This is a genomic window from Streptomyces odontomachi (genome assembly GCF_024435355.1).
GTDB lineage: Bacteria > Actinomycetota > Actinomycetes > Streptomycetales > Streptomycetaceae > Streptomyces > Streptomyces odontomachi.
Map to the genome: position 1 here is coordinate 417,684 of NZ_JAMJWG010000004.1, position 20,167 is coordinate 437,850.

The window sequence follows — 20,167 nt, forward strand, 5'->3', positions numbered from 1 at the left end:
GTGCGCACGTCCGTCCTGACCGCGTCCGTCGAGGACGGCGCGAAACGGACTGTCGAGGGTGTCCTCGTCAAGGTTCTGCTGCACCGCAGGACCGAGCGCGGTATGTCCCTGGAGCCGTTCGCGAGCCGCTGCGTGCGGCGCGGCGAGGTGCACGAGCTGGTCACCACCGACCACCACGAGACGGCGCCCGGGGCGCGGATCGACCGGGTGGGGTTCCTCGGCTTCGCCGAGTTGGGCTGTGCGGGGGTGGTCGACCGGGGTGACGCCTTCTGGATCGGCGGCACCCGGATCGGCACGGTGCTCGGCTTCGACGCCTGCCACCTGCCGAACCACTACAACATCCTGATCAGGACCGACCGGTTGCTCACCGGGGGCGAGCTGGGCCTACGGCCGGAGATGCCGGTGCGCTTCGCGCCCGCTGCGGCGCAGGCCGGGATGTCCTGATCCGCGCTGCCCGACGTGGGAACGGCTCTCCCGACGCCACTCCGCTCACCACGTGAAAGCGGCTGGTGACCTCGTACGAGGTTCACCAGCCGCGTCACCCGGGCGTCACCCCAGCAGTTCGACCTCCAGGCGGCCGAAGTGGTACTCGCGTACGGCGCCGAGCAGCTCGTCGAGGGACAGCTGGCCGTCGCCGTCGGCGTCGACCTTGCTGAACGCCTCGCCGGCCGCGTCGCCGGGGACGCCGACGGCCGTCAGCCAGGACGCGAACTCGGAGCTGTTGATGAGCCCGTCGTCGTTCTTGTCGCACAGCCCGACGATGGCCTTGACCACCGGGCCGAGGGCACGGTTGAAGGCGGCCTCGCCCGCCTCGAAGATCAGGTTCCCCGTGATGCCGACGAAGGCGTCCCGAGAGATGGACCCGTCGGCACCGACCCCCGCCTCGCGGGCGAGATAGTCGAAGAGACCGTCGAACGCGGCACCGAGCGCCGCCGCCTCCGGAGCATCGGCGGACTTGCCGAAGTTGAAGGCGATCTTGGCGGCCTCCTCAGCGAAGTCGCCACGCTCCAGAGTCCCGTTGCCGTCCGCGTCCCACTTGTCGAAGCGCTTGTTGATCCGGTCGTTCGCAATGGCGGTAGTCACCGACTGCGTGTCCTTTCTTCATGTTTTCCCATTCCTTCTCCCGGATGTGACCAGGAGACAACCGGCGCCTTGTGCAGCTTCTTCGGCACCGGCTTGCGCGTGCGTCATCGACGCCCGGCGCAAGTCTTGAATTACCCGGATGGCATCACGCGTGCGGCGGCGCGTGATGCGTTCGTCACAACAGCGCGGTCCGGGCGCCCGCCACCTTTCCGCGGGTGTCCAGCACGGGACACCCGGCGCGGCCCACCATCGACGTGTCGTAGCAGGCGTGGCCCTGAAGGAGAATCGCCACATCCACGTCGTTCAACGCCTCCGTAAGAGACGCCGCCCGGCTGATCACCGCACCGTCCACCGCGAATTCGGGAATGTACGGATCGTGGTAGACGAGTTCGGCTCCCTCGGCTCGGAGCCCTCTTGCCAGCGGTATTGCGGGGGTCTCCCGGACGTCGGCCACATCCGGCTTGTACGTCACTCCGAGCAACAGGACCCTGGCGCCGCGCAGGGATCGCCCCGTCGTCTCACCGAGGAGTGCGGCGGCCCGATTGACGACGTGGCGCGGCATCCGGTCCAGTACGCCCTGCGCCGCCGGGACCAGCGTGAGCGGGAACCCCTCCGCGTCGGCCTTGGCCGCCAGGTAGTGGGGGTCGACCGGGATGCAGTGCCCGCCCACTCCGGCCCCCGGGGTGAAGGGCTCGAAGCCGAAGGGTTTCGTCGCGGCGCAGTGCAGCACGTCCCAGACGTCGATGCCCATGTGGTCGCAGAGCAGCGCGACCTCGTCGACGAGTGCGATGTTCACGAAGCGGTAGGTGTTCTCCAGCAGTTTGGCCATCTCCGCCTCGCGGGTACCGCGCGACACCACCACCGTGTCGACGAAGCGGCTGTAGAAGGCCACCGCGTGCTTGGCGCAGAGCGGCGTGCAACCGCTCACCACCTTCGGCGTGTTGGGTAGTCCGAACTCCTTGTTGCCGGGGTCGATGCGTTCGGGCGAATAGCCGAGGTGGATGTCCTCACCGACCCGTAACCCGCTCGTCCGTTCCAGGGTCGGCCGCACCACGTCGTCGGTGGTTCCGGGGTGGCTGGTGGACTCCAGGACCACCAGCGTCCCGGTGCGCAGGTGGGCGGCGACGGTGCGCGACGCCGCCTCGACGGCGCCGAGTTCGGGCCGGCGGCGCGCGGACAGGCCGGTGGGGACGCAGATGACCACCGTGTCGGCCCGCCTGATCACCGAGGGGTCGGTGCCGGCGCGGAATCCCGCGGCCCGCATCGCGGCGAGCTGCTCGTCGCTCACGTCGCCGACGTGTGAGCGCCCCGCGTCGAGCCCGGCCACCACCGCGTCGGAGACGTCGTAGCCGAGCACCGTCAGTCCTGCCTCGTGCGCCCGCCGCGCGAGCGGCAGCCCGACGTAACCGAGGCCCACGACCACCAGGTCAGTCCTCATGCACCACGCTCCCTCCCACGCCGACGGTTCAGACGGAGAAGCTTCCGTACCCTTCCGGAACGTGCATGCCGAATCCGGGCAGCACCACCATGCCGGGGGCGCCGCAGAAGGGATCCGGGTGAATCATGACGGTCGCGTCGGTCTGGTTGTTCAGCACATGTGCGAAAAGCGGAAAGGAATAACAACCCTCGGGGTTCTCATAGGTCTTCAGTGGGGTGACTTCGGTACTGAAAACCACCACCTGCCCGGTGGCAGCCTGCGCGGGCGTAGCCGTGACTCCCATCATCAACCCGGCCACTCCCAGAGCCATCAACGTGGCAAAACGACGCATGACACTTCCTCCCAGAGGTCGACACCGAACGTATCTTTTCCTCCTCCAACGTGGTTATGTCATGATGATCTCATTCCACCCTTTCGAGCAGCGGCTAGAACCCTTATCGCATTAAGGGCACGCATCGACCCCCATACGACCGAGGCCATATCTCACCTCTTGCGGATGGCCGAATTTCATCGCCGGCGGCATTTACGCGACCGTGTCCGACGAAGGGCGCAGCGCGGGGTCCGACAGGTGGGGCGGCCCGGCAGCACGGCGCCTTCAACGCGCCCCCGTACGCCACAGCGGCAGCGGGCGTCCCGGGGTCAGCGGTGCGGCCGGCGCATCCGGCGCCGTACGGAACTTCTGCCGCCGAACGCCCGCTTGACCACGCCCGCTCCCCGGAACTCGCTATAACCTTGCTACCCCATCGTCACGAAACGGCTGTCCACGCCGGTGAAGGGTGAGGTTGATGCGGGTCGGGGAGTTACGGGCGCCCGAGAGCGAGGCCACAGCGAACCCCGTTGACGACAAATCGGATGAGAAGCGGCGGTTGTCCGTCTTCGATCTCGTCGGTATGGCGGCCGGCGGGGTGATCGGTTCCGGTTGGCTGCTCGCCGCGGTCAAGGCGGATGACACCGCGGGATTCGGCGCCGTGTGGTCCTGGGCGATAGGGGGCGCCCTGATGCTGGTCATCGCCGTGGTGATGGTCGAACTGGGGACGGCGGCGCCCAGGACGGGCGGGCTGGTCTTCCTGCCGTTGCAGAGCAGCGGGCCGCTGGTGGCCACGATCGTCGCGGCCGCCTTGTGGATCTTCTACGCGATCAACACGGCGAGCGAGGCCGCCGCGATGACGAAGGGCCTGTCCTTCTGGCGCTCCGGACTCTCCTACCCCTCCGACCCCGGTGATCCCTCCCAGTACACGCTGACCCATACCGGCCTTTTCTGCGCGGCCCTGTTCATGGCGGTGATCACCGTACTGAACCTGCTCGCCCAACAGCTGCTGGTCAAGGTCAACTTCCTGCTGACGGTGTGGAAGGTCGCCGTTCCGGTCCTGGTGGTCGTCCTGCTGATCGCCTCGGGCTTCGACCACCACGGTCCGACCACGCGGCCGGACACGCACGGCCACGGAGTCGGTGCCGTGCTGGCCGCGGTCGTCAGCAGCGGTGTCATCTTCGCCTACATGGGCTTCCAGGCGCCGCTGGACTTCGCCGGGAGCGTGCGGCGCCGCGGGATCGGTCGGCCCGCCCGCATCCGGTGGGCCGTCTACGGGACGGTCGTCGGCTCGCTGATCCTTTACGTCCTCTTGCAGATCGTCTTCTCCACTCACCGGAGCCAGTGGCTGCCCGGCAGCCCAGACTCCCCGTACACACAGTTCGCCATCGCGGCGTCGATAGGCTGGATCGTTCCCCTGCTCAGGGTGAACGCCCTGCTGTCACCGATGGGTGCGGGGGTGGTCTTCGCCCACGGCCTCACCCGTGAGGTCGCCGCGCTCAGCCGGGCCCACCTCACCCACCGGGGACTGCAAACCGCCACCAACGCCTCCATCAGCCTGGGCCGTCGCCACTACGACGTGTACTGGGCGGTACTGCTGGTCGACTTCGTGATCGCCTGGATCATGCTGGTGGTGTGCGGCGGAAGCTGGGGCACCCTCGCCGCGATCAGCGGCGTCCTGGGCCTGGTCATCTACGTGATGCCGGGCGTCGTCCTGGTCTCCCTGCGCAAGCACCTGGCGGAGGGCCAGATCGGCGCCACCGCACGGGTCCTGGCACCGGTCGGCTTCGTGGCGATAGCCCTGGTCCTGTACTGGGCCGGCTGGGAGTCGCTGTGGAAGGGCATGGCCGCGCTGGCCATCGGCATCGTGCTGCTGCTGGGGTTGCCGGTCCTCGCGCGGTGGGACCTGCCCGTGGTGGGCCGTCTCCTGCGCCAGTACGACGCGAAGGAGCACGCCGACCTGCTCCGGACGGTGCGTGATCCCCAGGCGGCCTGCGCTGCGTCGTTGACCGGATATCTGGCCGTGCTGACCCTGCTCACCCTGATGGGCAACTCACCGGTGGCCCTCCTTCCGAAATCCGTGGGAAGTGTCGTGGTCGGCGTGGCGGCGCTGCTGGCCTTCTGGCACCTGGTCGCGCTGTCCAAGGCGTACATGGAGAAGGAGAAGCCCAAGCTGCCCGCCCCGCTGGAAACCGCGCTCCCGCGGGCTACCGCTGGGAAGTGATGACCGCCGTCGCCTCCGTGTCGCAGCCCCCGTTCCACAGGGCGCTGACCGCCTCGTCGCGTGACGCGTCGGACCAGCGGCCCACGGTGGCGCGCAGCAGGAAATGCCGGCGCTCGTCCGTCATCGTGCTCCCGCGCAGCCGTCGCGTCACATCCACGACGCCCTGCGGGGTGACCCGGTCCTCGTTCTCCAGATAGCGTTCCAGCAGGTCCCAGCCGTCGGCCGGGCAGTCCTCCGCATACAGGCGGCTGGCGATCTCGGCAACGAGACCGGCCGCGCCCTCGCCCCTGCGAGCCGGTCCCACGGGGTCGGCCAGCTCCTTGCGCGCCCAGCGCCGATCCATGGACATGTCCTTGGCCCGCAACTGCTTCACGTACGAGATGAACACCTTCACGTACCCGGTGAGCAGCTCGCTGGCCGGGTCGGTCTCCAGGATCCGGGTGGCGAGTTGCTGCGCGATTTCCCGGGCGACGTGCTGCCGGTCCCGGCGCCCGGTGACCTCGCGCAACAGGGTGACCAGTTCCGGACCCGATCGTCCGGCGATCTGGACGGCGGCTTCGATCCGCAGCAGCCGGGTGCACTGGGGGGAGGCGTGCTTGTTGCGGCTCAGCCACGTGTGGATCCGGTCGATGTCGTCCAGGCTGCGCGGCCCGGAGGCGCCGGCGCCTCCCCTGACGATCTCGGCAAGCAGGTTCCTGGTCGTCTTGGTGAGCGCTTCGGACCTCTGCCAGGCGGCGATGATGTCCGCCAGTGCCCGCTGATCGGCACGGGAGGCGGCGTACCCCCGCAGGGCGGCACACTTCTCGGCCTGGGGCTTGAGCAGCAGGCCGCAGAGGTCCACGAGTTCCTGCGCCGGCCAGTGGAGGCCGACGTCCTTCACCAGGATGTCGGTGTCACCGGAACGGATGGAGATCAGCTTGGCGGTGACGCGCACGGTCCGGTCGACCCGCGGCGCCTGGACCACCTCCCCTTGGAGCCACTCCTCCAGGATCCGCTCGGAAGGGCTGAACTGGTGCAGCGCGCCGACGAGGTCGTGCAACTCCTCCGGGTCGGCGTCCGACACCTCCGGCGACGAGTCGTCCACGTCGATCGCGTCCAGGGTGAGCCGCAGCAACGTGTCGGCTTCCCGGACACAGCCCTCGTCCCGCAGCGCGATGTAGAGCAGGGCCTTGTCCAGGTGGGTGCGCCCCGAGCTCGTCCGGGCGAACACCCGCAGCGTCTGGGCGGCCAGCTCGGGCGTGTCCAGGCGTCGGCAGGTGGCCACGAACTCGGCGACGTCCAGGGTCGCGCGCTGGCAGGCGACGTCGTGGATGATGCCGTCGCTCAGCGGGGTGCTCCCGGAGCGGCCCGCCCCCTCCGCCTTCCACTGCCCTATGGCGAGTTCGGCCGCCTGCGGAACGCTTCTGGTCAGGGCGGCGGTCGCCAGTACGTGGACCGCGTCGCGGTAGTCGAAATGCGCGGAGAACTGGATGAGTTCCGCCACGTCCCGTTTGATCGCGAAGGCCTGGAGGGCCCGGATCGCGACGGCCGGCTGGGCCTCCTCGTGGTCGTCGTCGGCCCCGGGGTCGGCCGTGCCGGGCGCGTCGCCTTCGCGTAACGCCTGCATGCGCTGGACGAAGTCCTCGACGGTGCCGCTCGTCACCCAGGCGTAGCCGAAGTCCTGTTCCCCGACCGTCTCGTCCTCGGAAGGACCCGTGTCGTCTCTTCTCATCGACGCAGAGCCCGCTCCACCTGATTCCAGTAGCGGGCGAACTCACGCGGGGCGAACTGCTCGTTCGCCTGCTTGTTGATCTCGTGCGCGATGGCCCGGCCGCCGTCGCTCCGCTGCTCGTACAGGGTGGCGACGACCTTGCCGGTCTGCCGCGGGTCCCGGAGCAGATTGCTGAGGTCGAGGTCGACGTCCTGCGGCCGCATCAGGGTCTCGACCCACTCCGCGGTACCGACCGGGAGGCCGGGCGGCCGTCGGCGCAGGGCGGGGTCCATGCGGTTGGTGAACAGGCGGGTGCGTTCCCGGGCGCCGTTGAGCGTCATGTTCGGCACGTCGTGGGAGGTGACACAGCGGTGCATGCCCGCCTGGACGGCGTCATGCACCATCCCCAGGGTGAGCTGTTCGTTGGGGTCCTCGGTGCCGCGCAGCAGCACGTTGAGCAGGTGTCCGCTGAACGGTGTGCACTCGGACAGCGGGTACGGAAGCGCCGGGCACCCCTCGGCGTCCGCGTAGTGCCAGTCGTTCTTGGTGGCCGTCAGCACGCAGCTGCCCTCGTCCAGTATGCCCAGCGCATCGGGCGACCCGCCCAGCTTGGGCAGTTCGTTGGAGTAGCAGCAGTCAGCGATCAGCACTTTCAGCTTCGCCTCGCTCTTGCGCATGGCGCGGTAGAGATACCAGCTGGAGAGCCACGTCCACGGGCTGTCCCGGCGCGAGGACTCCACCGAGAAGTGCACCTGGGGCCCGGGGAGGTCGCGCCAGTGCGCGCCGTGCCCCACGTAGACGACCATGAAGACATCGTCCGGCTCGGTCTGGTCCGCGACCTCCTGCACCGCCTGCATGACGCCGTCGGCCGTGCGCAGTTCGTCCTGGGTGACCAGCCGGCAGCTGGTCCACATGTCGTCCCCGGCCAGCACCTCGGCGTACGTCCGGGCGCTCGCGCTGATCCAGGAGTAGCTGGGTATTCCGGAGTCCGGGCCGTACTCGGCCGGCCCGATCACCACCGCGCGGCGTGCCACCTCAGTGGTCCGATCCGGTGGAAGCGGGGCCACCCGGCGCTTCCCCGTCGGGCGCCGGTTCCTCGCTGACCGTCATCTCCAGCGGGTCGAGCCGCTCGCTGCGCCACCGGCCGACCAGTTGCTTCGCCCGGTCCAGGGCCGCCTGCACGGTGACCTCCGTGGCCTTGGTGAGGACGGCGACCATCACGATCTCGGCGATGCTGCCGTTGAGGACCTTGCCCTCGTCGACGGGTTGGGGGCGCCAGACGACTCCGGTCTGCCGCTCCAGTTCCGCCAGCATCAGATCCGGCTCGTCGATGCCTAACGGCCCCTTCACCGTCACCGAGATCCTTGCGCTCACGACCTACCCCCCTATGGGCCTGACACGGCATCAGTCAGTCGACGGTAGCTTTGCGCTCTGTGCAGCGTCAACGCGCCCCGAGGCGCGGCGAAGGCGCTGCTCACGCCGGAGCTTGCAGCCCGGGTGGCTTCGTATGGCTTCATATGCTTCATGACGGCTTCATGCCGCTTCATTCCGCTTCAGGAGAGCTGTCGCCACGCGTGGTCGAGCGTCAGGCGCAACTGTGCCCTCTGTTCGGCCGTCAGGCCCTCCGTCATCCGCAGCTCCAGGTCATGGACGGGCTTCTCGTAGTCCGCGAGGAGCCGGTGGCCGAGATCGGTCAGCGCCAGGAGCAGCTCGCGCCGGTTGTCCGGATTGGGGCGCCGGACGACATGGCCGCGGGCCTGGAGGGTGCGGACCATGTCGGCCATGGACTGGGCGGTGACGAAGGAGAAGCGGGCGAGCTGCGCGGCGGTGAGGCTGCCGTGGCGTTGCAGCACGGTCAGCGCGGTGTACTGCAAGGCGGTCACACCGGACGGCTTGAGCACCTCGTCGAGCCTCGCCCGCACCACCAGCTCGGTGCGTTTGAGCAGATACAGCAGCGACGGGGAGGCGTTCGCGCCTCGCCCGGCAGGCTGCGCGGCGGCTTCGGACACGGCACCCCCCGTTCGACGGTCCTGGCGGCGCGCCGCCACGGCACGCCCCTGGAAGACGAGGCCACCGTACTCCATTGACAGGAATCCTGTCGGTCACAACACTGATGTCACAGCCAGGAATCCTGTTGATGAAGGGTGTCGCCCATGGATCTCACCGGGAAGGTCGCCGTCGTCACGGGCAGTGGCCGCGGCCTCGGGCTCGGCTACGCCCGGGCACTCGCCGCGGCCGGGGCGTCCGTCGTGGTCAACGACGTGGACCAGCAGGCCGTCGACGCGGCGGTGCGCGGCATCGAGGCGGCCGGCGGCACGGCGGTCGGGGTGGCCGCCGCCGTCGGGGAGACCGCCACGGCCGAGGAGCTGGTCGCGACGGCGGTGCAGCGCTTCGGCCGGCTCGACGTCCTGGTGACCAACGCCGGCATCCTGCGGGACAGGGTCCTGTGGCGGATGACCGACGCCGACTTCGACGACGTCGTACGCGTCCACCTGCGCGGCACGTTCACCTGCGCACGGGCCGCCGCGGTGCGGATGCGGGAGCAGGGCGACGGTGGGCGCCTCATCCTCATCGGCTCACCGGCCGGCCAGCGCGGGAACTTCGGCCAGACCAACTACGCGGCGGCCAAGGCCGGCATCGCGGCGATGGCCCGTACCTGGGCGATGGAACTGGCCAGGGCCCACATCACGGTGAACGCCGTCATTCCCGTGGCCGCCACCGAGATGACCAAGACCATCCCGGCCTTCGCACCGGCCATCGAGGAGGCCGAGCGCACCGGGGCGCCGCTGCCCGACTGGCTGCGCAGGGACGAGGGGCTCGGCTCCGTCGAGGACGTCGCCGGCCTGATCACCTTCCTCGCCTCCGACGCCTCGGCCACCGTCACCGGCCAGGCGATCGGCGTCGGCGGGGACCGGCTGGCGCTCTGGACGCATCCCCAGGAGAAGAAGGCCGACCTCAGGGACGGCGGCTGGAGCGCCGACGAGATCGCCGCCGCATGGGCCGACGGTGTCGGCGCCGAACCCGAGACCTTCGGCATCCCCGCACCCCAGTCGCCGGCGGGAGACTGACATGACAAGACCGTCCCGTATGGACCCCGCCCAGCTGACCGCGATCGACGTGCACACGCACGCCGAGGTGTCCCGGACGGGCCATCCCGCCCTCAGTTCCGAGCTCATGGCTGCGTCCGAGAAGTACTTCGCCGCACACGGTCACCGGATGCCCACGATCGACGAGACCGCCGACCACTACCGGCAACGGCGGATGGCGGCCGTCGTCTTCACCGTCGACGCCGAGCACGCCCTGGGCCATCCGCCCATTCCGAACGAGGAGGTCGCCGAGGACTGCGCCGCCCATCCGGACGTGCTCATCCCGTTCGCCTCACTCGACCCGTGGCGCGGACGGGCAGCGGTGCGCGAGGCCCGCAGGCTGGTCGAGGAGTACGGCGTCCGGGGCTTCAAGTTCCACCCCAGCCTCCAGGCGTTCTCACCCGACGACCGGATGGCCTATCCGCTCTACGAGGCCATCGAGGAACTCGGTGTGCCGGCCCTCTTCCACACCGGCCAGACCGGCATCGGCGCGGGGTTGCCGGGCGGCGGAGGCATCCGCCTGAAGCACTCCAACCCCCTGCTGGTCGACGACGTGGCGGTGGACTTCCCCGGCCTGCGGATCATCCTGGCGCACCCGTCGTTCCCGTGGCAGGACGAGGCGCTGGCGGTGGCGACGCACAAGCCGCACGTGTACATCGACCTGTCCGGCTGGTCACCGAAGTACTTCCCGCCGCAACTCGTCCGGTACGCCAACACGCTGCTCAAGGACAAGGTCCTCTTCGGCTCGGACTACCCGGTCATCACGCCCGACCGCTGGCTGAGCGACTTCGAGAAGCTGGACATCAAGCCGGAGGTGCGCCCGCGCATCCTCAAGGACAACGCGCTGCGGCTGCTGGGGCTCGACTCCGGCTGAACCCGGCTGATCCCGGCCAATCCCGACCGTTTCCGGGTCCCCGTTCTCGTCCCCGTCCCCGTCCTCGTCCCCACTCCCCTCCCCGTTTTCCTTCCCTCCCCCTCCCCCTCCCCCTATCCCGTTCCCCGCCTCCTTTCCCGTTTCCTCCCCGTTTCCCGTTTCGGACTTCGCCTCTTGTCCCCTCCTCTCTTCCGCCCACTGCGAGCCCCGCCGGCTCAGGCGCAGGGCTCGGCCCATCCGTCCGAAAGGAAGGGCCCCGGATGCGCAACCACGGCATCGGATCCTGGACCGCGCGACGCGCCCGCAAGACACCGCACCGGACCGCCGTCGTCCACGGGGACGTCACGCTCAGCTACGCCCAGCTGCATGACCGGGCCACGCGGCTGGCCCACCATCTGCGCGGGCTCGGGGTGCGCCCCGGCGACCGCGTCGCCTTCCTCGGCCCCAACCACCCCTCGTTCCTCCAGACCCTCTTCGCCACCGGGCAGCTCGGTGCCGTCTTCGTGCCGCTCAACACCCGGCTCGCCGAGCCCGAGCTACGGCACTGCCTCGTCGACTCAGGGGCGAGCGTGCTCGTGCACACCGCCGCCTTCGAGGAGTTCGCCGCGTCCTGCGACACGCCCTGTCGCCGCACGGTGGGCGCCGCACTCGACGAGGAGCTGGCCGCCGGTGAGGCGACGCCGATCGACGTGCCCGTGACGCACGCCGACGACGCCGCGATCATGTACACCTCGGGGACGACGGGACGTGCCAAGGGCGCCGTGCTCACCCACGGGAACCTCATCTGGAACAGCCTCAACACCCTGGTGGACGGCGAGTTCCCCGACGGGTCCGTCACCCTGCTCTCCGCGCCGCTGTTCCACACGGCCGCGCTGAACATGACCTGCCTGCCCACCCTGCTCAAGGGCGGCACGCTCGTCCTGGAGGAGTCGTTCTCCGCCGCCCGCGCCCTCGAGCTCGTCGAGCGGTTCAGGGTCAGCGTGATGTTCGGCGTGCCGACCATGTTCCAGCAGATCGCCGCCGAGCCCGGGTTCGCCGCGGCCGACCTGTCGTCGCTGCGGATGCTGATGTGTGGTGGTGCCCCGGTGCCGGAGGCGTTGATCCGGACCTACCAGCAGCGCGGGCTCGGCTTCATCCAGGGCTACGGCATGACCGAGGCCTCTCCGGGCGTGTGCCTGCTCGACGCCGAACACGCCCTGGACAAGGCCGGCAGCGCCGGGCTCCCGCACTTCTTCAGCGATGTGCGGATCGTCGATCCCGCGGGAGACGACGCCCCCTGCGGCGAGCTGCTCGTGGAGGGGCCGAACGTCATGCGTGGTTACTGGCACCGCCCCGACGAGACGGCCGCGGCGCTCGACGAGGGCTGGTTCCGCTCCGGAGACATCGCCGTCACGGACGCGGACGGGTACGTCACCATCGTCGACCGGACCAAAGACCTGATCATTTCAGGCGGGGAGAACATCTATCCCGCCGAGATCGAAAAGGCCCTCTACGCCCACCCCGCCGTCGGCGACTGCGCCGTCATCGGTGTGCCGGACGTGACGTGGGGCGAGGTTCCCCGCGCGGTGGTGGTGCTCGCACCCGGTGCCCATGCCGCCGCCGAGGACATCCTTGCCTGCCTCGACGGGCGGCTGGCCCGTTACAAGATCCCCAAGTCACTCGTCTTCGCCGACTCGCTGCCCCGCAGCGGCGCCGGGAAGCTGCTCAAGCCCCGCATCCGCGAGATGTTCGGTACCCGTCCCTGATATTCGGTACCCGTCCCCGAAGGAGACCCTGCACTATGGCCGCCTTGCGCACCGCCACCGGACTCGCCGGGATCAAGGCCCTCGCCGGGGCCGATCTCGGCCACAGCGAATGGCTGGAGATCACCCAGGACCGGGTGGACACCTTCGCCGACGCCACCGGCGATCACCAGTGGATCCACACCGATCCCGAGCGTGCCGCCACGGGCCCGTTCGGCGGCACGATCGCCCACGGCTATCTGACGCTGTCCCTGATCATCCCGCTCTTCAACCAGTTGCTGGCCATCGAGGGCACGTCCGTGGGCATCAACTACGGCCTGGACAAGGTCCGCTTTCCCCACCCGGTGAGGGTCGGCGCCAAGATCCGGCTGCACGGCGCCGTGGAGTCGGTGGAGGACGTGCGCGGCAACGGCGTCGAGTTGCGGCTGGCCTTCACCGTGGAGATCGAGGGTGCCGACAAGCCCGCGTGCGCCGCGCAGGCCATCTATCGCCATTACGCCTAGGGGGTGTCCGGGGCCCTGCCGCCCTCGATCGCACGCCGGGGCCGCGTCGTTTTCGACGCGACCCCGGGCCCCGGACGCCGGACCCCGGCACCGCTCAGCGCGGTGGCCCGGTCATCCCCGGTCATTCCCAGGCGCAGTGCACGTGGTTGCTCTCGTTGATGGCCTCGGTGGCGCCGTAGGACTTGCAGGCGCTGATGAAGGTGTCGTTGCCGACCGACATGTTGTCGGCGTCGAAGGCGATGCCCTTGTAGTGGTTGGAACCGCTCGTGTGGTCACCGCCCGCGATCTCGGTGATCAGGAACGTGTAGCCCTTGTCGGTGGCCAGCTTGAGCATGCCGTTGAGCATGTCGGTGGAGAGCCAGACCTCGCGCTCGCCGACGTCGCTGTAGCTGCTGGTCTCGGCGGTGGTGCCGTTCTTGGTGTCTGTGATGTTGGCCTGGGCCGTGGAGTCGGGGTCGCTGATGCCGCTGACGTGGTAGTTCAGCAGCGAGATCTGCGAGTTGGCGTCGATGGACGCGGCGAGCTGGGCGCGGGTGGTGTCGCTCCCACCACCGCCGGCGCCGCCCACGAGGGCGTTCCAGGTGTCCACGGCGACGATGCCGTCGGCCGTGAGGCCGTGCTTGGTCTGGAAGTCCGTGACGGCATCGGTCACGGCCGTGCCGAAGGTCCCGTCGACGGCCAGGCCGTAGCCGTACCGGTTGAGCTGGGTCTGGGCCGCCTTCACGGCGCTTCCCGTGTCGCCGCTCTGCACGGTGACGACCAGCTTCGGCCAGGTCAGCGGGCCGACGCTGCCGTCGGCCGTGAGTCCGTTGGCGCTCTGGAAGGCCTTGACGCCGGCCTCGGTGTCGGCACCGAAGATGCCGTCGGCCGTGGTCGCGTCGCCGTGCTCGGTGAGCAGGTGCTGAATGGTCGTCACCTGGTCGCTGGTCTCGCCACGCGAAACGATGGGCCAGGTGGCCGCCGAGGCCGTGCTCGGGCCGAGCAGCACGGCTACGAGCGCCGCGAGGACCGTGGCGACGATCACGGGTAAGCGTCTTTGCATGACTCTCCTTGGCCGGGCGCTGCCTGCACGGTGAGGACAGCGGTATGGGCGTTGTGACGCATGAAATGTCATACGTCGCCAGATGCGCAAGGGACGCGAATCGCCACCGCGGGGACCGTGCGTGCGGGCGGGCCGTGCGGGCGGGCGGGCCGGGGTGGCCGCCGGGTCGGCGGCCACCCCTCGTTCCGCAGTGCCCGTACGTTCCTCAGTGCCCGTAGGCGACCAGCGTGTGGGAGGCCGGTACCACGACAAGGCCGCCGCCCGCGCCGAGGCCGGTGAGGGGCTGGGACACGTTGTGCTCGTCGGGTCCGTGGATCGGCGCGCCGACGTCGGTGGACCAGACGGACTCACCGGTCGCCCCGTTGAGCGCCCACAGCTGACCCGTTTCGGAGCCGACGTAGACGTAGCCGTTGACGACGATCGGCGCGGTGCTGATCTGCCCGTCGCCCTTGAACGTCCAGCGGGTGGCCAGGGTGGGGGTGTACCGCTCCTGGAGGACGCCGCCGTCGACGAAGTAGCCCTCGCGGCCGTCGACAGCCGGTGCCGGCGACGAGCCGCCTGCCGCGTAGGTGTCGCGTACCGTCCCGTCGGTGGCGTCGAGCACCGAGGGGGTCATCCCCGCGTCGTCGCGTATCCAGACCCCGCCGTCGGCGACGACAGGGGTGCGGCCGCCGCCACCGGAGCACTCCGTGTCGTGGTGCCAGATCGGGTCTCCGGACCGCGGGTCGAAGGCGTAGGTCTGCTCGCAGGCGTAGGAGACGTAGACCCCGTCGGCCGTGACGGCGGGCGAGCTGTCGTCGCCGTTCGCGACCGGCCGGGTCCAGCGCACCGCGCCGCTGGCCGCGTCCACGGCGTACAGGGTGCCGCCCGAGCCGGCGCCGCCCGTGTACACCAGCCCGCCGGCGAACGTGGGCGGCGAGGTGAAGGAGTACTGCCCGGGCAGCGTGACGGTCCACAGCTGCGCCCCGGTGGCCGGGTCGAACGCGGTCAGCACGCCGTCGTAGTTCTGGGCGTAGAGCCGGCCGTCCCCGTAGGCGAGCGCGGACCACCAGTAGGTGCCGCCGAGGTCGACGGGCGCCCACGCGTCCTGCCCCGTGGTGGCGTCCACGGCGTACAGGGTGGTGCCGTACCCGTCCGGCGAGGCGGCGGTGGCGAACACGCGCCCGCCGGCCACGATCGGGTAGGAGACGTCCCCGCCCAGGTCGCGTGACCACTTCTCGCCGAGCGGCGGCGCACCCACGCCGGTGTCGAGCAGGCTGCCGTCATGCTGTGCGTTGCTCTGGTAGGTGACCGAGACTCCGGTCTGCGTCGTCTGCGCGGTGCCCGGCGTCGTGAGCCCCACGACCGACAGCGCCGCGCCGCACAGGACGACGATGGTTCTTCGAAGTTTCACTCAGGTGTCCCTCATCATTCGGCTTCGCACGTGGCGATGCGTACGGGGCGGGCCGGCCCCCGGATGCGGCGGTCGGCTCCGAGCCCGTGACATGTGCCGAAGATAGCGAAACGCACTGACAACGCGGGTGGTTGAGCGACTTCGCCCTACGCGGCTACTGCTGCTCCTGCTCCGGGGCGGCGGCCGCAAGGTCGTCGATGCTGCCGGACATGATCGTGCGCAGCTGCTCGGTGATGTGCTGGGCGGGCCAGTCCCACCAGGCGATGTCCAGCAGGCGGGCGATGTCCTCGTCGCTGTGGCGGCGCCGGATGAGGGTGGCCGGATTGCCGCCGACGATGCCGTAGTCGGGGACGTCGTCGACGACGACGGAACCGGAGGCGACGATCGCCCCGTGCCCGATCCGGACCCCGGGCATGATCATGGCCTGGTAGCCGAACCAGACGTCGTTGCCGACCACGGTGTCGCCGCGCCCGGGCAGACCGGTGATCAGATCGAAGTGCTCGGCCCACGAGCCGCCCATGATGGGGAACGGGAACGTCGAGGGCCCGCTCATGCGGTGGTTGGCGCCGTTCATGATGAACCGCACTCCCTCGCCGAGCGCGCAGAACTTTCCGATGACCAGCCTTTCCGGCCCGTAGTGGTACAGCACGTTGCGGGTCTCGAAGGCGGTCGGATCGTCGGGATCGTCGTAGTAGGAGAATTCGCCGACCTCGATCAGCGGCGAGGTGACCAGCGGCTTCAACAGCACGACACGCGGCTGGTCGGGTATCGGGTGCAGCACGGTCGGATCGGCGGGAACGGCTGGCATCGCTAATCGACTTCCTCACGCGGTACGGCCGGAACTGGGCTGCCCATGATCGCAGACTGCCGCGGCGCGCCGCCGCGGCCGACACCTGGGCCTGGGCCCGGGCGTCGGCTAACGCGTGGGGCCGTGGTCGGGCTCAGCCGCCTTGGCGGCCCGCTCGATCTTCGCGCACATCTCCTTCCAGTAATCCCTGTCGTGCCCGTGCAAGGCCTCGCCGTCCGCGTACGCGCCGACCGCGCCGTCGAGTTGTTCCCGCAGGATGTCGGCGTGTCCGGCGTGCCGGTTGGTCTCGTTGAGCACATGGACCATGACGTTGAAGAGCTTCACGTGTGGACGGGGCCACCAGGGCACGAACCCGGGCGCGTCGATGGCGAGCGCCTTGATCGTCGCGTCCGTGTGCTCCCCCACGCGCCGGTAGAGGCCGACGATCTGTTCCCGTGTCTCGTGCTCGGTGACCCAGTGTTCGTCCTTCCACGCGGCGTCGTCGTCCCAACGGGGCACGGTGTCGGGGAAGGGCCGGTCGAAGACCTCGCCCAGGTACCTGGCGTCGCAGAACGCCACGTGCTTGACCAGGCCGAGGAGGTTGGTCCCGGTGTCGGTCAGGGGGCGGCGGACGTCGTACTCGGACAGCCCGTCAAGCTTCCAGAGCAGCGCCGCGCGTGCCCGCCGAAGATCGTTGTGGAGGTACTCTTTCGCGAATTCGTCGACCACGGGGTGTCAGCCTGCCATGCGCCGTCGATGGATGGGAATGTCCGTCGCGCCGGGCCTCCGGATCGGCTCACGGTCGTTCGACGACGATGTCCCCGGACCGCGAGGGGACGGCGTCCAGCGCCGCGAGCGTCTCGTCGTCGAGGGCGATCGCTCCCGAGGCGACGTTGGCCTCCAGGTGCCCGACGTCGGCGGTACCCGGAATGAGCAGCGTGTTCGGGGCGTGGTGCAGCAGCCAGGCCAGGCCGACCTGCGAGGGAGTGCGGCCCAGGGACCGGGCGACGGCGGTGACGGCGGGCTCGTCGGTCACCTTCGGCATACCGGGGAAGGCGCTGCCGAGCGGGAAGAACGGCACCCAGGCGATGTTCTCGGCACGGCAGAGCCGGAGCATGTCCTCGTCGCCGCGGGAGACGAGACTGTAGGCGTTCTGCACGCAGGCCAGGCCCACCGGGAGCGCCCGGCGCAGCTCGTCCATGCCGATGTGGCTGATTCCGATCTCGCCGATCTTGCCCTCGTCGCGCAGGGCGGTCATCTCGGCCAGCTGGTCGTCGATGTCGACGATCTGCTCGCCCTCAGCGCGCAGGCCCGGGCCGCGCGCGGCGCGGCGCAGGTTGACCAGCGGGATCTGGTCGAGTCCGAGGCCGGCGAGGTTGTCCTCGACGCCTGCGCGCAGTTCCTCGGGCCGCTGGGCCAGGCGCAGCTGGTGTGGGCCGCCGGGGTCGGGGGTGGCACCGACCTTGCTGACGAGGAGGACGTCGTCCGAGGGCCGGATGGCCTCGCGGATGACGTCGTTGACGAAGCCGTTCCCGTAGAACTGCGCGGTGTCGATGTGGTCGATGCCGAGCTCGACCGCGCGGCGCAGGATGGCGAGGGCCGCGCGGCGGTCGTCCCGGAGGCGTGCCAGCTGCATGGCTCCGTAGCCGACGCGGGAGACGGTGCGACCGGCCAGCAGGCCCGGCCCGCCCGCGCGGGGGACTCCGGTGGCCGTGGACTCGGAGGATGGGCTGGAGTAGGTCATGAGGTGCCCGTTCTTGTGAGACACTGTAGAAACGGAGGTTCCTCCGCTTACTAGGACTGTAGCACTACCGGAGGAGCCTCCGTTTTGAGTACGACCGAGCCGCCGCACCCGGACCGCTCGCATGCGTCCGAGCCGGGGCGTCCCGCCCGTGCCGATGCGCGGCGCAACCGCGAGAAGCTCCTCACCGCAGCCCGTGCCGTGTTCGCCGCTGCCGACGACACCGTCGCCCTGGAAGCCATCGCCCGCGAGGCCGGCGTCGGCATCGGCACCCTCTACCGCCACTTCGCCACCCGCGAAGCCCTCGTCGAAGCCGTCTACGCAGCCGAGCTGGACGACGTCGCCGCCAGCGCCCACACGCTGCTCTCCGAGCTGCCACCGCCGGCGGCCCTGCGCGCGTGGATGGACCGCTACGCCGCGTTCGTCGCCACCAAGCGCGGGATCATCGGCACCCTCCGTGCCGGCTGGGCCGCAGGGACCATCGCCACACCGGCCACCCGGGAACGCCTCACCGCCGCGATCGCGACCATCCTCACGGCCGGAGCGCAAGCGGGCTCGCTCCGCCCGGACGTCGAGCCCGACGACGTGACCACCATGCTGCTCGGCATCTTCCTCGCCACCGCGGCCGGCGGCGGCACGGATCGCACCGGCCGCATGCTCGACCTGCTCGTCGACGCGCTCCGCCCGCTCACGGAACGGGCCGACCCGTCCTGACTACGCGCCTTCTGACTTCGCGCCTTCGTCGAGCTTGCCCTCGTGCACCGTCGCCACTTCCTGCTGCGGATCTCGTTCGCGTTCCTGCCGCGGATCTCGTTCGCGCGGTCGGGCCACAACGGTCTGGCCGATTCCGCCCGGTGGCGTGAAATACCAGCGCGCGGTGAGGAGCATGGGGACCCCCATCACACTGGCCACGAGCACCGAAGCGGCCGAGAGGGACGCGTCCGCGAGCCGTGCGCCGAAGGTGCTCCCCAGGAACACGCATCCGTCGACCACGGGGATGAACGCGGCGTAGAAGTACCCCATGACCGCGCGCGGGATCCGGATCTGGACCTCGGCGTAGTACAGGACGTAGCCGGCCGACTCCATGATCCCGATGACGACCATGACGGCCAGTGCGGCCGAGAGGTTCGGCAGCCACGGCAAGGACAACCACCCCACCGCCTCGATCAGCATCACGGCGACGTAGAGGGCACCCGAACTCACCTTTCTGAAGCGCGCCGTGAGCAGGCTTCCGCAGAGCCCGCCGATACCCACCACGGCCAGCATCCAGCCGTAGAACCCGGAGACGCCGGAGTACTGCCGCGCGCCCATGACGACCAGCATCATCCGGCCGAGCGTCACGGCCAGGACGTAGCTGAACGAGGTGAGGGTCGCCCCACGGATGAACGCGTCGCCCGAGATGACACGCAGGAGCGTCCGGGTGCTGGTGACATACGCCGCCATGAGCGCCCTGCGGCCCTTGGCCTGCGTGGGTTCGGCCTCCTCGTCCTCGGTCGGCGGCAGGGGCGGGACCCGGAGCATCATGATCAACGCAACGAGCGCGCTCGCCGCCTCGAGGAGGAAGGCGGTCCCCAGCGGCCAGCCGACGGCGATGATGGTGCCGACCAGCGGAGGACCGGAGAGAGTGGACACCCGCTCAGCGGCCATGAGCAGGCCGTTACCGCGCCGCTCGTCGCCCTCGCTCACCACCGCGGGACGCAGGACGAACCGGGCGGGCCCGGCGAGCATCGCGGTGAGACCGATGCCGAACGTGAGAAGTTGGATCTGCCACAGCGCCTCGCACACGGGGATGTTCGCCGCGAACAGCGCGGACAGGAGCGAGCTGAGCATGGCGACACGGCGCGGGTCCCGCCTGGCCAGAAGCCTTCCCACGATCGGCCCGACCGCGATGTTGGGCACCAGCCTGAGGGCCAGGGCCAGCCCCGCGGCCAGCGTGGTTCCGTAGTCGCGGATCAGGAGCAGCGGAAGGGCGACCGCGGTCATGCTCGTCCCCAGCTCGACGGCGAAGATGCTGACCATCAACGGAACGAGACCCGGTTTCCGCACGCGTCAACACCTCTGGCGGCCCGGTGCGGTGCCCGCGACGCTCTCGTCCTGCCGCCCCTGGGGGTCCCCCTTCGCCATGGCCGTCAGTATGGACCTCGTGCGCGAGGGCGGGCACCGCAATTTTTCGCGAGGCCGACGTGGACGTGGTGCGCCGCATCCGCAGCCTGCTCGCCGCCGGCCTGAACACCGCCGCCCCGGCCGACGTGACCGC

The 20,167-nt window shown here is 69.9% G+C and carries 20 protein-coding genes; 7 read left to right on the forward strand and 13 right to left on the reverse strand.

What is annotated here, in order from left to right; all coding sequences use genetic code 11:
- Window positions 1–444 (forward strand): DUF6917 domain-containing protein, encoded by a 444-nt coding sequence (locus NQO67_RS12590; protein ID WP_255949953.1) that lies wholly within the window; start codon window positions 1–3, stop codon window positions 442–444.
- 105 nt (window positions 445–549) lie between these two features.
- Here the strand turns inward: NQO67_RS12590 and NQO67_RS44230 are convergent, their stop codons facing one another.
- The 3 genes from NQO67_RS44230 to NQO67_RS12605 all read right to left on the reverse strand — a co-directional run bounded on the left by NQO67_RS44230 (window position 550) and on the right by NQO67_RS12605 (window position 2,852).
- Window positions 550–1,083: an EF-hand domain-containing protein gene (locus NQO67_RS44230; protein WP_255949954.1), complete on the reverse strand. Its 534-nt coding sequence runs from the start codon at window positions 1,081–1,083 to the stop codon at window positions 550–552.
- A gap of 175 nt (window positions 1,084–1,258) precedes the next feature.
- Window positions 1,259–2,521, reverse strand: coding sequence for a nucleotide sugar dehydrogenase (locus NQO67_RS12600; protein WP_255949955.1), 1,263 nt, complete (start codon window positions 2,519–2,521; stop codon window positions 1,259–1,261).
- A gap of 28 nt (window positions 2,522–2,549) precedes the next feature.
- Window positions 2,550–2,852 (reverse strand): hypothetical protein, encoded by a 303-nt coding sequence (locus tag NQO67_RS12605; protein WP_255949956.1) that lies wholly within the window; start codon window positions 2,850–2,852, stop codon window positions 2,550–2,552.
- A gap of 535 nt (window positions 2,853–3,387) precedes the next feature.
- Here NQO67_RS12605 and NQO67_RS12610 point away from each other — a divergent pair.
- On the forward strand, window positions 3,388–5,052 hold the full coding sequence (locus NQO67_RS12610) for an APC family permease (RefSeq protein ID WP_255949957.1): 1,665 nt from the start codon (window positions 3,388–3,390) through the stop codon (window positions 5,050–5,052).
- On the opposite strand, the gene NQO67_RS12615 is transcribed toward NQO67_RS12610, so the two are convergent.
- From NQO67_RS12615 to NQO67_RS12630, 4 genes are all read right to left on the reverse strand, one after another.
- Window positions 5,036–6,763 (reverse strand): hypothetical protein, encoded by a 1,728-nt coding sequence (locus NQO67_RS12615; protein ID WP_255949958.1) that lies wholly within the window; start codon window positions 6,761–6,763, stop codon window positions 5,036–5,038. The genes NQO67_RS12610 and NQO67_RS12615 overlap by 17 nt on opposite strands.
- On the reverse strand, window positions 6,760–7,761 hold the full coding sequence (locus tag NQO67_RS12620; protein ID WP_255949959.1) for a caspase family protein: 1,002 nt from the start codon (window positions 7,759–7,761) through the stop codon (window positions 6,760–6,762). Before NQO67_RS12620 ends, NQO67_RS12615 begins: the two co-directional genes overlap by 4 nt.
- A gap of 16 nt (window positions 7,762–7,777) precedes the next feature.
- Complete coding sequence (locus NQO67_RS12625) at window positions 7,778–8,116, reverse strand: hypothetical protein (protein ID WP_255949960.1); 339 nt, start codon at window positions 8,114–8,116, stop codon at window positions 7,778–7,780.
- A 179-nt stretch (window positions 8,117–8,295) separates the two neighbouring features.
- Entirely contained in the window at window positions 8,296–8,826 is a 531-nt protein-coding gene (locus tag NQO67_RS12630) for a MarR family winged helix-turn-helix transcriptional regulator (protein WP_305125705.1), read from the reverse strand.
- A 60-nt stretch (window positions 8,827–8,886) separates the two neighbouring features.
- On the opposite strand from NQO67_RS12630, the gene NQO67_RS12635 reads away from it, so the two are divergent.
- The 4 genes from NQO67_RS12635 to NQO67_RS12650 all read left to right on the forward strand — a co-directional run bounded on the left by NQO67_RS12635 (window position 8,887) and on the right by NQO67_RS12650 (window position 12,947).
- Window positions 8,887–9,810, forward strand: coding sequence for an SDR family oxidoreductase (locus NQO67_RS12635; protein WP_308295653.1), 924 nt, complete (start codon window positions 8,887–8,889; stop codon window positions 9,808–9,810).
- A 19-nt stretch (window positions 9,811–9,829) separates the two neighbouring features.
- The gene (locus tag NQO67_RS12640) at window positions 9,830–10,702 is read left to right on the forward strand and encodes an amidohydrolase family protein (protein WP_255950040.1); all 873 of its coding nucleotides are present in this window, start codon (window positions 9,830–9,832) and stop codon (window positions 10,700–10,702) included.
- Window positions 10,703–10,962: 260 nt separating this feature from the next.
- Window positions 10,963–12,447, forward strand: coding sequence for an acyl-CoA synthetase (locus tag NQO67_RS12645; RefSeq protein WP_255949962.1), 1,485 nt, complete (start codon window positions 10,963–10,965; stop codon window positions 12,445–12,447).
- A 35-nt stretch (window positions 12,448–12,482) separates the two neighbouring features.
- Complete coding sequence (locus NQO67_RS12650; protein WP_255949963.1) at window positions 12,483–12,947, forward strand: MaoC family dehydratase; 465 nt, start codon at window positions 12,483–12,485, stop codon at window positions 12,945–12,947.
- Window positions 12,948–13,068: 121 nt separating this feature from the next.
- Here the strand turns inward: NQO67_RS12650 and NQO67_RS12655 are convergent, their stop codons facing one another.
- The 5 genes from NQO67_RS12655 to NQO67_RS12675 all read right to left on the reverse strand — a co-directional run bounded on the left by NQO67_RS12655 (window position 13,069) and on the right by NQO67_RS12675 (window position 17,913).
- Window positions 13,069–13,989, reverse strand: a complete 921-nt coding sequence (locus NQO67_RS12655) for a peptidoglycan-binding domain-containing protein (RefSeq protein WP_255949964.1) — start codon at window positions 13,987–13,989, stop codon at window positions 13,069–13,071.
- 205 nt (window positions 13,990–14,194) lie between these two features.
- Complete coding sequence (locus tag NQO67_RS12660) at window positions 14,195–15,382, reverse strand: outer membrane protein assembly factor BamB family protein (RefSeq protein ID WP_255949965.1); 1,188 nt, start codon at window positions 15,380–15,382, stop codon at window positions 14,195–14,197.
- Between the two features lie 154 nt (window positions 15,383–15,536).
- The gene (locus tag NQO67_RS12665) at window positions 15,537–16,190 is read right to left on the reverse strand and encodes a CatB-related O-acetyltransferase (protein WP_255949966.1); all 654 of its coding nucleotides are present in this window, start codon (window positions 16,188–16,190) and stop codon (window positions 15,537–15,539) included.
- A gap of 108 nt (window positions 16,191–16,298) precedes the next feature.
- Window positions 16,299–16,898 carry a DinB family protein gene (locus NQO67_RS12670; RefSeq protein WP_255949967.1) on the reverse strand — a complete coding sequence of 200 codons (600 nt, stop codon included), beginning with the start codon at window positions 16,896–16,898 and terminating at the stop codon, window positions 16,299–16,301.
- Window positions 16,899–16,965: 67 nt separating this feature from the next.
- On the reverse strand, window positions 16,966–17,913 hold the full coding sequence (locus tag NQO67_RS12675) for an aldo/keto reductase (RefSeq protein ID WP_255949968.1): 948 nt from the start codon (window positions 17,911–17,913) through the stop codon (window positions 16,966–16,968).
- A gap of 84 nt (window positions 17,914–17,997) precedes the next feature.
- Between NQO67_RS12675 and NQO67_RS12680 the strand changes: the two genes are divergently transcribed.
- The gene (locus NQO67_RS12680) at window positions 17,998–18,624 is read left to right on the forward strand and encodes a TetR/AcrR family transcriptional regulator (RefSeq protein WP_255949969.1); all 627 of its coding nucleotides are present in this window, start codon (window positions 17,998–18,000) and stop codon (window positions 18,622–18,624) included.
- Here NQO67_RS12680 and NQO67_RS12685 read toward each other — a convergent pair whose 3' ends face one another.
- Entirely contained in the window at window positions 18,625–19,956 is a 1,332-nt protein-coding gene (locus NQO67_RS12685; RefSeq protein ID WP_255949970.1) for an MFS transporter, read from the reverse strand.
- Window positions 19,957–20,167 lie beyond the last annotated feature (211 nt).